Raw genomic sequence first — 13,214 nt, 5'->3', positions numbered from 1 at the left:
CCGGGCTCCCGGAACCGCGCTACGCCGGCGGCACCTCGATCGCCAACTGCACGGCCGCGGGCCGGCCGTTGACCACAAGGACGGCCCGGCCTGGCGGCGGGCTGTGCTCCGGCTCGAACCGGATGCCAAAAAGATCCGCATCGGCCGCGGCGCGGGGGGCGATCAGGATCCCGCAGCCCTGGCCACGGACCTGGAGCGCCAGCGGCACCCGCTGCTGGAGCAGCGGCCGGTAACCGGCGGTCAGCACCACAGTCCAGCCCAGCCCGTTGAGCTCCACCAGCCGCATGTTGGTGTCCATGCCGGCAAGGTCCAGGTCATCGGCCAGAGCGATGGCGCCGCGGTCGAGCTGCCCGGCCCGCGCCCGCGCCAGGACGGCCGACCAGTAGTCCTCCGGCCGGGCGCCGGGCCCGGGCCGCAGCCACTCGAGCACAGGATTGAGGCCCGGCAGCGCCCGCAGCAGGCAGCTTTTGCCCGCTCCGGGTCCGCCAAGCACGGCCAGGACGGTGCCCGGCGGCAGCGGCAGGCCGGCCGGGCCGGGTTCATCCCCGCCCAACCCGACCCAGAGCCACCCGGGGCCGGCGGGCGGCGCCGGGAGCTCCGGGCCGATCCGGGCCCGGACCTCGGGGACGGTCACTACCGCGGGAAGCGGCTCAACCCGGAACGGCCGAACGGTCAGGCCGCCGCGGGTGTTCGTCCGGATCCCTGCCTCCGGCGGCTCGCACAGCTGCGCCGCGTGCGCAGTGGCCCCGGCGAAGGCGCCGGCTGCGGCCACCCTGCCGGGCAGGGCCGGAATTTCCGGCAGCCGCGGCCAGCCGTGCCTGCTTTCCTCCGTCGATCCGGCCGGAAAGAAGATGCGGTTGGGAAGCGCCGCAAAGAACCGTGCCGTCACAAGTTCGCGCCCGCCGGAGACGATGACGGTCAGGCCCGCCCCTGGGCCGTCCCGGATGATGTCGTTCACGAGGTCCTCGGTCCACGCCAGGGGACTCGACCGAAACGCGGAGACCCACGACCCCCAGTGGTTGAGCACGAGGACCAGCGGAGGGGCAGGTGCCGCTCCGGGAGCGGTCAACCGGCTCCGGATTTCCCCGGCCAGCCGCTCCAGCACCCGGACGGCGCGGCGCAGCTCATCGGCGCCCGCCCATGCACCGGTCCGGGGCGAGCCCGCCGCGCGGCGCAGGGAGCCGTCGGCGTCGAGGATGTACAGGTGGGATTCGACGTCATCGCCCAGCAGCTGTTCCACGGCCAGCTGGCAGGCCGCTGCGGGCCCGGTGGACGTGCCGCCGCGGGCGTCTCCGATGAGGGCAAGATGGCCGTGCCCGCCCGCGTGCCAACGGAGTTCGCGGAGTTGCTGCTGTTCGGGCACGTCCACCATCCCCAGCAGCACGCCCGGCGCGGCCGCAGTGGCGGCCAGTCCGGTTCCAGCCCGGGGAAACGGCAACCGCACGGGCAGCGGCGGGGCTACAGGGCGCCGGGGGAGCCCGCCGCCATGCCCGGCCCACAGCCCTGACGTCAGCCGGACCAGCGGAGCAGCAGCCTGGGCGGGGGTGGCCAGGACGCGAGGCCCCGGGGCGTTTCGGCGGGATGCAGGCTCCCGGTCCAGCCGGGCCGCGGCCGTCATGACGGTCACGGCCTGGCCGGCGGCCTGCGGTGCGGCTGTCAGGACAGCGGTCTGGAATTCCTCGGGTGCCGCGTTGCCGCGCAGCAGGTAGGCCCGCCCCGGGCTGTCCAGCGGAATGGCCGCGGCGAGCCGGGAATCCATGACGTCGGCGGACTCCAGCTCCGACTGGACCCGCAGCACGACGCTGCTGGTGACATTGGCCCGGATGTCTGCTGAGAGTGCTCCCTGGGCGCGCTGCGTGGCCATGACGAGGTGGATCCCCAGGGACCGTCCGATTGCCGCGATCCGCATGAGCTCCCGCAGTGCGGCGGGCGCCTCCTCGACCAGCATTCTGAACTCGTCGATCACCAGGACCAGCCGGGGCAGCGCCGGCACCCCGGAGGTTTGTGCCGGGTAGGAGGACAGGTCCGGGACTCCGGCCGCGGCCAGCAGTTCCTCCCGGTACCGGACTTCCGCGCGCAGCGACGCCAGGCTGCGCTCCACCTCGTGGCTGGCCAGGTCGGTCAGCATGCCGACGCAATGCGGCAGGCCGGTCAGCGGTCCGAGCCCGGAGCCGCCTTTGAAGTCCACGAAAAGCAGGTTGAGCAGGTTCGGCGGGTAGCTGGCCGCCAGCCCGGCCACGAGGGTGCGCAGGAACTCGGACTTTCCGGATCCGGTGGTCCCGGCCACCAGCAGGTGCGGCCCGTCCGACTCCAGGTCCAGGTGGAGCGGCCCCGCTGCCGCCCGGCCGACCGGAACAGGCAGTCCCCGCCGGGGCTGGCCGCCGGCCGCGGACCAGCGCCGCTCGATCTCTCCGGCCGAGAGCGGCAGAAGCTCACCCAGCCGGCACGCGTCCGGGACGCGCGAGGAGCCTGCCTCCGGCGCGGGCTCCGCTCCGCCCGCGCTTCGGCAGAACCGGTCAAACACCTCCGCCGGCACAAGATCGGGGGTGAAGACGGTCCTGGCGGTGCCGATGGTGAGCACGGCCCCGCGCCCGCCCAGCACGACCGTCTGGCCAGGACCGGGGTGAGAGGCGGCGGCACAATCCAGCACCTGCCAGCCGCAGCCGGCCCCCGCAGCGCAGAGCGCCGCGGCATGGTCCGTCCCGGGCAGCACGATCAGCACGCCCCGGTCCCAGCCCGGGCCGGGGCCGGCGGCAAGGTCCGCTGCGGTCAGTGACCCGCTGGCAGACAGGGACACCTGCGACAGAAAGCGGGCCGCGGGCGGCAGTGACCGGACGGGACCGTGCAGCAGAATCCGCGTCCGGCGCGCCCGGGGGAAGCTCGCCAGCTGCATGACCAGGAAACGGACCAGCCCGGCGAGGGCATCTTCCGGGCCGCGGAAACCGGCCGGCGCGGCGGGGTCCAGGCACACCGGAACCAGTCCCACGGCAGGGGCCAGGAATGCGGGGTCGTCCGGAACCAGGCTGATTCTCGCGGTTTCCCGGGCGAGGCCAAGCCGCAACCAGACGGGGCCGCCGTCGGGTCCGTCCCGGGCCTCGCCGGAGTCCGGGGCCCCGGCGTTGAGGGCGAGGTCCGCGGCGGAGGGGGCGGCCCGCCGGCGCCGGCCGCGGTCCTCGTCGACGGCGGCGGCGATGGCGGCCTTCAGCTCGCGCCGCCGCCTCCGGCCGGACAGTGCCGGTACCAGGACCGACACCGCGGACAGGGCCGAGAACGCCAGGAACATCCACAGCCCCGTGCCCACGGCCAGCGCAACGCCCACGGCCAGCGGGACCACGGCGGTCAGCACCAGGGCCGCGCGGTTGCCGGCGGGACCCGGGTTCGGGATCCGCAGCGGCTCCGACGTGTCACGGCCGGCATCGGAGCCGCCGGGCCCCGCCGCCGGGCTTCGCCGGGCCGCGCGGCCGCCGCGGAACACCAGGCCCAGGGTGGACTGGCCGCAGCCGATGATGGAGTCGCTGGAGACCCGCACGCTGGTGACCGGTTTGCCGTCGACTGTGGTGCCGTTCGCGCTGCCCAGATCGACCAGGGTGACCCCCGTATCGGCCACCTCCAGCAGCGCGTGTGCGCGGGACAGCTCCGGGTCGGGGAGGATCAGGTCCGTTCCGCCCCGGCCCACGCGGTAGCTTCCGCGGCGCAGCGGCAGCAGCGTCCCCGCCCCCGGTCCGCTGAGCACGGCCAGCAGAAGGGCGGCTCCGCCGTCGGGCGCCGGGCCGGCAGGGGCGCCGTCGACCAGGACCGCGCCGCTGACCAGCGGGGCATCCCCGGCGGCCAGGGTGCCCAGCGGCACGCCGGCCACCGTCAGGCCGGTGGTGTCGTATTGCCGGGCCACCGCTGCCTCGAGTTCGGTTCCCGGGCAGCCGCGCGGCAGCTCCACGGACAGCTCAACCGGGTCAGCCGTTATTCCTGGTGCGGCGCCCGGCCCGCGGACCAGGGTGCAGTGCAGCAACACCGGGAAACTCCCTCCTGCTCAGACGTGTACTTAAAACAGGCTAGGGACCGGCCCGGCGCCGGTGGCAACACAATCCAGCCATGTGGATAACGCCCGGAGGTGGAAAAGTGCCTCCGGCGCAACGGGCGGCCGGGCATAGCACGGGGCCGGGGGCCGCCGGCGGCACAGCGCCCGGGACGCCGCGATTCGTGGCTCCGGCATAACGCTCGGTAGTCTAGAGCAGCAGACGATGCACAACGTTGCGCTGCCCGCATTCGAACCAGGAGATTTTGTGACCGCTGACCTCGTCATCGTAGGGTCGGGCTTTTTCGGCCTGACAATCGCAGAACAGGCCGCCACCGAGCTGGGCTTGAAGGTCGTCGTCATCGACCGCCGCCACCACATCGGCGGCAATGCTTACAGCGAAAAGGAGGAGCAGACCGGGATCGAAGTCCACCGGTACGGTGCCCACCTTTTCCACACCTCAAACGACCGCGTGTGGGAGTACGTCAACCGCTTCACGACGTTCACGAACTACGTGCACAAGGTCTACGGCGTCCACAAGGGCGAGGTTTACTCCCTGCCCATCAACCTGGCCACCATCAACCAGTTTTTCCGCGCGAACCTGACCCCGGGCCAGGCCCAGGACCTGATCAAGGAACAGGCCGGAGAGCTGGCGGGCACCGACCCGCAGAACCTCAACGACAAAGGCATCCAGCTCATCGGCCGGCCGCTCTACGAGGCGTTCATCAAGCACTACACCGGCAAGCAGTGGCAGACGGATCCCAAGGACCTGCCCGCCGGCATCATCTCCCGCCTCCCGGTGCGCTACAACTACGATAACCGCTACTTCAACGACAAGTACGAGGGCCTGCCGACCAACGGCTACACCGCGTGGATCGAGAAGATGGCCGAGCACCCGAACATCGAAGTCCGACTCAACACCGACTTCTTCGACGAGTCCCACGAGTACAGCAAGGACAAACTCGTCGGCAACATCCCCGTCGTCTACACCGGACCGGTGGACCGCTACTTCGACTACGCCGAGGGCGACCTCTCCTGGCGCACCATCGACTTCGAGGAGGAGGTGCTCGACGTCGGGGACTTCCAGGGAACGTCGGTGGTCAACTACAACGACGCCGATGTCGCCTACACCCGCATCATCGAACCGCGCCACTTCCACCCCGAGCGCGACTACCAGACGGAGAAGACCGTCATCATGCGCGAGTTCTCCCGTGCGGCGGAAAAGGGCGACGAGCCCTATTACCCCATCAACACCCCCGCGGACCGCGAACGCCTGCTCAAGTACCGTGACCTCGCGGCCGCGGAGAAGGACGTGCTGTTCGGCGGGCGCCTCGGCACCTACAAGTACCTGGACATGCACATGGCCATCGGCTCCGCCCTGACCATGTTCGAGAACAAGATCCGCCCGCATTTCGAGGGTGGCGCCAAGATTGAAAGCGGAGGGGTGGACGCGTGAGCGTAGGCCAGCAGGACAACCAGACCGTGACCGCCGGGCCGGGCAACGACGCCGCCTGGCAAACCATCCAGCGTGTGATCCTGCCGGGGGAGCGGGGACACGAGACCCTCCCGCTCTACATGGACTCCGGCGTGGTGAGCAGTGCCACCGACATCTCGGCGGAACTGTCCGGGTTCGGCCGTTCCAAGACGCCGGTCAAGCTCCTCGACCCGGCCCGGATGGCGCACGCGGATGACATCACCTCGCGGACCAGCGCCTCGGTGCGGGCCGGCGAGCGGATCTCCTTCGCCACCTATTTCAATGCCTTCGCGGCGAGTTACTGGCGCCGCTGGACCACGGTGGAAGAGGTCCGTCTCCAGGTCCGGACGTCCGGGCGGGGCACCGTCAGCATCTACCGCTCCAACGCCCGCGGCTCGCTGCAACACGTCGAGACCACCAGGGTCGACGGCGAAGCGCAGACGGAGTTCGTCCTGTCCCTGGCCCCCTTCGGCGACGGCGGCTGGTACTGGTTCGACATCACCGCCGGAACCGACGACATGGAGTTCGTCGGCGCCGAATGGCAGACCCGGGCCGCGCGGCGGCAGACCGGATTGATCACGCTCGAAATCACGACGCTGAACAAGACCGCCTACTGCATCAACAACCTCCGTATCCTGGGGCAGCACCCGGAGGCCCTGGAGCACGTGAAGGAAGTCATCGTCGTCGACCAGGGCACCGACAAGGTGGCCGATGCCGAGGGCTTCGCCGAAGTTGAGAGTGCACTCGGCGGCAAGCTGCGCATCATTGACCAGAACAACCTGGGCGGTTCCGGCGGCTTCGCCCGCGGCATGTACGAGGCGGTGGAGAACGGCAGCGACTACGTCCTGCTGCTCGACGACGACGTCGTCATCGAGGCCGAGAGCCTCATCCGGCTGGGCACCTTCGCTGACTACTGCAAGAAGCCCACCCTCGTCGGCGGCCACATGTTCGACCTGCACGACCGCAACGTCCTGCACACCCTGGGCGAGGTCGTCAACCCGTACCTGATCGGCCCGGCCGAACCCAACCCCAACCAGGAAATGCGCCACAACTTCGCGCAGCGGAACCTGCGGGACACCCCGTGGATGCACCGCCGCGTCGACGTCGACTACAACGGCTGGTGGATGTGCCTGATCCCTACCGCGGTGATCCGTGAGATCGGCCTGTCGCTGCCCGTCTTCATCAAGTGGGACGATTCCGAATACGGAGTCCGCGCCAAGGCCGCCGGGTACAACACGGTGTCGCTGCCGGGGTCCGCTGTCTGGCATGTTTCCTGGATCGACAAGGACGACCTGGTCGGCTGGCAGGCCTACTTCCACACCCGGAACCGGTTCATCTACGCACTGCTGCACAGCCCCTACGATTTCGGCGGCGGCCTGGTGGAGAACTCGATCAAGCTGGACCTCAAGCACAACATTTCGATGCAGTACTACACGCTGCAGGGCCGCATCGAGGCCATGAAGGATCTGCTGCAGGGACCCGGGAGCCTGCACAAGATGCTTCCCACCAAGCTCCCCGAGATCCGTGCCATGGCCCAGGAGTTCTCGGAAGCCCAGTTCAAGCCGAGCTTTGACGACTACCCGTCGGTGTTGTCCACCAAGGTTCCGCGCCGCGGCAAGGGCGTCTCGGTGCCGTCCTACCTGGGGCTGCTGCCGTGGGTGGCAAAGACTGTGGTCCGGCACGTCGGTTTCCCGGTGTCGGACACGTCCAAGGCCCACCCTGAGACCATCGTGCCCCACCAGGACAACAAGTGGTGGCGGGTCTCCCAGTTCGACAGCGCACTGGTCTCCAACGCCGAGGGCAGCGCGGTGTCCTGGTACAAGCGCGATCCCCGCCGGGTGCGCGCCCTGCTCGCCGAAAGCGTCAAGGTTTACGGCGAGGTGCTGCGCCGGTGGCCGGCCCTCAAGCAGGAATACCGCGGCGCCCTCGCCGAGATCACCTCGATGGACGCGTGGAAGCAGACCTTCGACGCCAACAGCAAAGGTGACAGCACCCGATGACCGCCAGCACCCAGGAACTCGTTGAGCCCGGCCTGGGCCGCGGCCTGGCCGACGTGGCCCGTTCGCGGTTCCTGCTCAAGCTGCTGGTCCGCAAGGAACTCAAGATCCGCTACCGGGGATCGGTCCTGGGCCTGCTCTGGTCCTACGTCAAGCCGGGCGTCCAGTTCATCGTCTTCTACATCGCGCTCGGGGTCTTCCTCGGGCTGGAGCGGAGCCCCCGGAATCCGGAAGGGCTGACGAACTACGCGGTCTACCTGTTCTCCGGCATCGTCCTGATCAACTTCTTCACGGAGGCCCTGGGGAACGCTGCCCGGTCCATCGTGTACAACGGCAACCTGATCAAGAAGATCTACCTGCCCCGGGAGCTCTTCCCGGTCGCGTCGGTGTGGGTCTCGGCGGTGCACTTCTTCCCGCAGCTGGTGGTGCTGGTGACGGCGTGCCTGTTCACCGGCTGGAAGCCGGACCTTTTCCAGCTGCTCTCGGCCGTCGGCGGGTTCGCCATCGTTGCACTGCTGGCCGCCGGACTCGGGTTGCTCTTCGGTGCCGCGAACGTTTATTTCAGGGACTCCGAGAACCTGGTCGACATGCTGCTGATGGTGGCGACCTGGGCGTCGCCGGTGATGTACGCGTGGTCCATGGTTGAGGCGAAACTCGGTGCGGCCGCCTTCGCGGTCTACCAGGCCAATCCGATCACGGTCGGCGTGGAGCTGTTCCATTACGCGTTCTGGTACCCCACCACCGACGGGTCTTCGCCCATGCCGCCGGACCTGCTGGGGCTCTGGTTCCCGGTCGGCCTCGTCGTGTCCGTCCTCGTCCTGGCGCTCGGCCAATTCACCTTTAGGCGGCTCGAGGGCCGTTTCGCCCAGGAGCTGTAGTGGTAAACGCAATTGAAGTCACCGATATCAGCAAGCAGTTCGTGCTCCGCCACACCCGCTCCATCAAGGAGACGGTGGTGTGGCTGGCCAAGGGCAGGAAAGGCGACCTGACCAAGAAGTTCCACGCCCTGCGGAACGTCTCGCTGCATGTCCAGACCGGCGAAACCGTTGCACTGCTCGGGCTGAACGGCTCCGGCAAATCCACGCTGCTCAAGCACATCTCCGGTGTGATGCTCCCGGACAGCGGATCGGTGCGCACCCGGGGCCGGGTCGCCGGCCTGATCGAGGTCGGCGCCGGTTTCCATCCCGACCTTTCCGGCCGCGACAACGTCTACCTCAACGGAGCCATCCTGGGGATGACCGAGCAGGAGGTGAACGACCGCTTCGAGTCGATCGTGGAATTCGCGGAAATCGGCGAATTCATCGACACCGAGGTGAAGTTCTACTCCTCCGGCATGTACCTGCGCCTGGCGTTCTCCGTAGCAGTCCACACCGATCCCGAGGTCTTCCTGATCGACGAGATCCTGGCCGTGGGCGATGAACCGTTCCAGCGCAAGTGCATCGACAAGATCCAGGAGCTGGCCGAGCGCGGCAAGACGCTCGTCGTCGTCAGCCACGACCTGGACCTGGTCTCCCGGATCTGCGCCCGCGGTGTCCTGCTTGAGCACGGAAATGTATTGTTTGATGGGCCGATCCACGAGGCGGTCAGCCGGCTCCGCAACTAGCCGTCCGGCCCCGCTACAACGCCGCCGCCGTGCGGCAGCCGCTAGGGTGGAGACAGGTCCTTTGGCCCCGCCATCAGGTATGAGAGAAAAGGCACGAGAATCGTGAAGATTGCTGTAATTGCGTTGGGAAAGATCGGCCTGCCCTTGGCCGTCCAGTTTGCGTCCAAGGGTCATGAGGTCGTCGGAGTCGACGTGAACCGGCAGGTTGTCGACCTCATCAACGCCGGAACGGAGCCGTTCCCCGGCGAAGCCCACCTGCAGGAAAAGCTTTCCGAGCTGGTGCCCGCCGGCAAGCTCCGGGCCACCACCGACTACGCGGACGCGGTCCCCGACGCCGACGTCGTCGTGCTGGTCGTCCCGCTGTTTGTCGACGCCGACGCGAACCCTGACTTCGGCTGGATGGACGCGGCCACCGCGGAACTGGGCAAGCACCTGACGCCCGGCACCCTGGTCTCCTACGAGACCACCCTCCCGGTCGGCACCACCCGCAGCCGCTGGAAGCCGGCCCTGGAAGCCGCCTCCGGCCTGGTCGAGGGCCAGGACTTCCACCTCGTGTTCTCGCCGGAGCGGGTCCTCACCGGCCGGGTGTTCGAGGACCTGCGCAAGTACCCCAAACTGGTGGGCGGCCTCTCGCCGGCCGGCGCAGCCAAGGCCGTCGAGTTTTACGAGGCCGTGCTGGACTTCGACGAGCGGGCCGACCTGGTCCGCCCGAACGGCGTGTGGGACCTGGGGTCCGCCGAGGCCTCGGAGCTGGCCAAGCTTGCCGAAACCACCTACCGCGACGTCAACATCGGACTGGCCAACCAGTTCGCCCGCTTCGCCGCCACGGCCGGGATCGACATCTACCAGGTCATCGAGGCCGCCAACTCCCAGCCCTACAGCCACATCCACACGCCCGGAATCGCCGTCGGCGGACACTGCATCCCCGTCTACCCGCGGCTGTACCTCTGGAACGATCCGGAGGCCACCGTGGTGCGCGCCGCCCGCGCGGCCAACGCCGGCATGCCGGCCTACACCATCGGCCTGCTGGAGGGCGCCTACGGCGACCTGGCGGGAGCCCGGGTGGTGGTCCTGGGCGCCGCGTACCGCGGCGGCGTTAAGGAAACGGCGTTCTCCGGTGTCTTCGACGCCGTCAAGGCACTCGAATCCCGCGGCGCCACGGCACTCGTCCACGACCCGCTGTACACCGACGAGGAACTCCAGAAGCTGGGCTTCCAGCCCTACCACCTGGGGGAGCCGGCCGATGCGGCCGTGGTCCAGGCCGATCACGCCGAGTACCGGACCCTCGGGCCGCAGGACCTCCCGGGCGTCCGGGTGTTCATCGACGGCCGCCGCGTGAGCAGCGCCGAGGCCTGGGACGGCGTCCAGTACCGCGTCATCGGCAAGGCCTGACCCCGACCCGCGCGCCGATCACTTCTTCCCTTTGACAGGAGATCCACGATGAATAACATTGCCCCGAGCGCTGATGTTTCGGACCGCGCGGTGCTGGGCGCCGGCACCAAGATCTGGCACCTGGCCCAGGTGCGTGAAGACGCCGTCCTGGGAGAAAATTGCATCGTCGGCCGCGGCGCCTATGTCGGCACCGGCGTCCAGATCGGCGACAACACCAAGATCCAGAACTACGCTCTGGTCTACGAGCCCGCCAAGCTGGGGAAGGGCGTCTTCATCGGACCCGCGGTGGTCCTGACGAACGACACCTACCCGCGCTCGGTCAGCCCGGACGGATCGTTGAAGAGCGCGCACGACTGGACCCCGGTGGGTGTCACCATCGAGGATGGAGCGTCCATCGGCGCCCGGGCCGTGTGCGTCGCACCGGTCACGATCGGACGCTGGGCGACCATCGCCGCGGGCGCCGTCGTTACCAAGGATGTCCCGGCGTTCGCCCTGATGGCCGGCGTACCGGCCAAGCGGCTCGGGTGGGTCGGCAAGGCCGGCTTCCCGCTGCGTGAGGCGGACGGCTTCTGGGTGTGCCCCGAGACGGGCGCCAAATATGTTGAAGAAGAAAACTTCCTGAAAGAGGCAGAGGACAACGCATGAGCCTGGACTTTATCCCCGCAGCCAAGCCGATCATCGGCGATGAAGAGCGGGCGGCCGTCGATGCCGTCCTCGCCTCCGGAATGCTGGCCCAAGGCAAGCAGGTAGCGGAGTTCGAAACCGAGTTCTCCTCGGTGCTGGTTGACGGCCGCGCGGCCGTCGCCGTGAACTCCGGCACCTCCGGGCTGCACCTTGGCCTCCTCGCCGCCGGCGTCGGCCCGGGCGACGAGGTCATCGTGCCCTCGTTCACCTTTGCCGCCACCGGCAACGCGGTGGCGCTGACCGGCGCCACTCCGGTGTTCGCCGACATCGAACTGGACCACTACACCCTGGACACGGACCATGTCGCTTCGCTGATCACGGAGAAGACCAAGGGCATCATGCCGGTCCACCTCTACGGCCACCCGTTCGACGTCGAGGGCCTCGGCCGGCTCGCCGCGGAGCGGGGCATCGACCTGTACGAGGACGCCGCCCAGGCGCACGGCGCCAGCTTTAACGGCAAGAAGGTGGGCAGCTTCGGCACCTTCGCCATGTTCAGCCTGTACCCGACCAAGAACATGACCTCCGGCGAGGGCGGCATGGTCACGACGTCGGACCCCGCCGTCGAGCACAAGCTGCGGCTGCTGCGCAACCAGGGCATGGAGAAGCAGTACGAGAACGAAATCGTCGGCTTCAACGCCCGCATGACCGACCTGCACGCGGCCATTGGCCGCGTCCAGCTCACCAAGGTGCTGGCCTGGACCGCGCAACGGCAGCAGAACGCTGCCTTCCTCGACGCCCACCTGGAGAACGTCGGGACCCCGGCCGTCAAGGCGGGCGCGGGCCACGTCTACCACCAGTACACCATCCGGGTCACCGAGGACCGTGACGGCCTGGCCAAGGCACTGCGGGAGGAATACAACATCGGAACCGGCGTGTACTACCCGGTCCCGAACCACCGGCTCCCGTCCTTCAACCGCACCGAAGACCTGCCCAACACGGAAACGGCAGCCAAGGAAGTGCTCTCGCTGCCGGTCCACCCGTCCCTGAGCCAGGATGACCTCGAGCGGATCGTCACGGCGGTTAACGCCGTCGCCAAGGCCGGTGCCTGAGATGGCGAACCTGCGTGTCGGCCTGATCGGGCTGGGAATGATGGGACGGCACCACGCCCGCGTCCTGCGCGAACTGCCCGGCGTCGACCTGGTGGCGGTCGCGGACGCCTACGGCGACCCGCACGGCGTCGCCGGCGGCCTCAAGGTGCTGTCCTCGGTGGAGGAACTGATCGCCCAGGGCCTCGACATGGCCGTCGCCGCTGTCCCGACCGGGATGCACGAGGAAGTCGGCCTGGCCCTGGCCGAAGCCGGCGTCCACACCCTCGTGGAGAAGCCGATCGCCGCCAGCGCCCCGGCAGGCCAGCGCCTCGTCGACGCCTTCGAGGCCAAGAACCTGGTCGGCGCCGTCGGGCACATCGAGCGCTTCAATCCGGCGCTGCAGTCCCTGCGGAAGCGGATCGAAGCGGGCGAACTCGGCGAGGTGTACCAGATTGCCACCCGCCGGCAGGGTCCTTTCCCCTCGCGCATCGCCGACGTCGGCGTCGTCAAGGACCTGGGCACGCACGATATCGACCTGACCGCCTGGCTCGCCCAGAGCCGCTTCGAGTCGATCTTCGCCCATGTCACCACCCGCAGCGGCCGTCCGCATGAAGACATGGTCGCCGCAACCGGCCAGCTGGAAAACGGTGTCATCACCAACCACCTGGTGAACTGGCTTTCCCCGATGAAGGAGCGCCTGACCATCGTCACCGGCGAAAAGGGCGCCTTCGTTGCCGACACGGTGACCGCGGACCTGACGTTCTTCGAGAACGGCACCGTGGCCACGGAGTGGGAGTCCATGGCGGCCTTCCGGGGTGTCTCCGAGGGCAACATGACGCGGCTGGCGATCGCCAAGCCGGAGCCGCTGCGTACCGAGCACGAAGCCTTCCGCGACGCCGTCCTGGGGCTGCGCAACGACGTCGTGACCATGCGCGAAGGGCTCGACACCCTGTCCGTCGCCGAGGCCGTGCTGGAGTCCGCGCGCAGCGGGCAGATGGTCAAAGTCGCCGCCTCGTGACGGCCG

Annotated in this window: 9 protein-coding genes; 8 read left to right on the top strand and 1 reads right to left on the bottom strand. The window is 68.9% G+C overall.

Annotated features, from left to right (window positions below):
• Positions 1-19: 19 nt before the first annotated feature.
• Positions 20-4,009, bottom strand: a complete 3,990-nt coding sequence (locus tag ABIN76_RS10715; RefSeq protein ID WP_346959700.1) for an FtsK/SpoIIIE domain-containing protein — start codon at positions 4,007-4,009, stop codon at positions 20-22.
• Positions 4,010-4,280: 271 nt separating this feature from the next.
• Between ABIN76_RS10715 and glf the strand changes: the two genes are divergently transcribed.
• From glf to ABIN76_RS10675, 8 genes are all read left to right on the top strand, one after another.
• A complete protein-coding gene (gene glf, locus ABIN76_RS10710) occupies positions 4,281-5,468 on the top strand; it encodes a UDP-galactopyranose mutase (RefSeq protein WP_346959699.1) in 1,188 nt (395 codons plus the stop codon).
• A gap of 119 nt (positions 5,469-5,587) precedes the next feature.
• The gene (locus ABIN76_RS10705; RefSeq protein ID WP_346959729.1) at positions 5,588-7,486 is read left to right on the top strand and encodes a glycosyltransferase; all 1,899 of its coding nucleotides are present in this window, start codon (positions 5,588-5,590) and stop codon (positions 7,484-7,486) included.
• Positions 7,483-8,361, top strand: a complete 879-nt coding sequence (locus ABIN76_RS10700) for an ABC transporter permease (protein WP_346959698.1) — start codon at positions 7,483-7,485, stop codon at positions 8,359-8,361. Before ABIN76_RS10705 ends, ABIN76_RS10700 begins: the two co-directional genes overlap by 4 nt.
• Positions 8,361-9,086, top strand: coding sequence for an ABC transporter ATP-binding protein (locus ABIN76_RS10695; protein WP_346959697.1), 726 nt, complete (start codon positions 8,361-8,363; stop codon positions 9,084-9,086). Before ABIN76_RS10700 ends, ABIN76_RS10695 begins: the two co-directional genes overlap by 1 nt.
• Before the next feature lie 102 nt (positions 9,087-9,188).
• Positions 9,189-10,478 carry a nucleotide sugar dehydrogenase gene (locus ABIN76_RS10690; RefSeq protein WP_346959696.1) on the top strand — a complete coding sequence of 430 codons (1,290 nt, stop codon included), beginning with the start codon at positions 9,189-9,191 and terminating at the stop codon, positions 10,476-10,478.
• A 48-nt stretch (positions 10,479-10,526) separates the two neighbouring features.
• Entirely contained in the window at positions 10,527-11,123 is a 597-nt protein-coding gene (locus tag ABIN76_RS10685) for an acyltransferase (protein ID WP_346959695.1), read from the top strand.
• Complete coding sequence (locus tag ABIN76_RS10680; protein WP_346959694.1) at positions 11,120-12,211, top strand: DegT/DnrJ/EryC1/StrS family aminotransferase; 1,092 nt, start codon at positions 11,120-11,122, stop codon at positions 12,209-12,211. Before ABIN76_RS10685 ends, ABIN76_RS10680 begins: the two co-directional genes overlap by 4 nt.
• Before the next feature lies 1 nt (position 12,212).
• The gene (locus ABIN76_RS10675) at positions 12,213-13,208 is read left to right on the top strand and encodes a Gfo/Idh/MocA family oxidoreductase (protein ID WP_346959693.1); all 996 of its coding nucleotides are present in this window, start codon (positions 12,213-12,215) and stop codon (positions 13,206-13,208) included.
• The last annotated feature ends 6 nt before the right edge of the window (positions 13,209-13,214 follow it).

The organism is uncultured Arthrobacter sp. (assembly GCF_964021775.1).
Classification (GTDB): domain Bacteria; phylum Actinomycetota; class Actinomycetes; order Actinomycetales; family Micrococcaceae; genus Arthrobacter.
Note: the sequence above shows the minus strand (reverse complement) of the source record. Positions and strands in the feature narration are given on the sequence as shown.

Coding starts and splice junctions, on each gene's coding strand:
- ABIN76_RS10705 (WP_346959729.1), top strand. CDS start 5,588: ATGGACTCCGGCGTGGTGAGCAGTGCCACCGACATCTCGGCGGAACTG.
- ABIN76_RS10700 (WP_346959698.1), top strand. CDS start 7,483: ATGACCGCCAGCACCCAGGAACTCGTTGAGCCCGGCCTGGGCCGCGGC.
- ABIN76_RS10685 (WP_346959695.1), top strand. CDS start 10,527: ATGAATAACATTGCCCCGAGCGCTGATGTTTCGGACCGCGCGGTGCTG.
- ABIN76_RS10680 (WP_346959694.1), top strand. CDS start 11,120: ATGAGCCTGGACTTTATCCCCGCAGCCAAGCCGATCATCGGCGATGAA.
- ABIN76_RS10675 (WP_346959693.1), top strand. CDS start 12,213: ATGGCGAACCTGCGTGTCGGCCTGATCGGGCTGGGAATGATGGGACGG.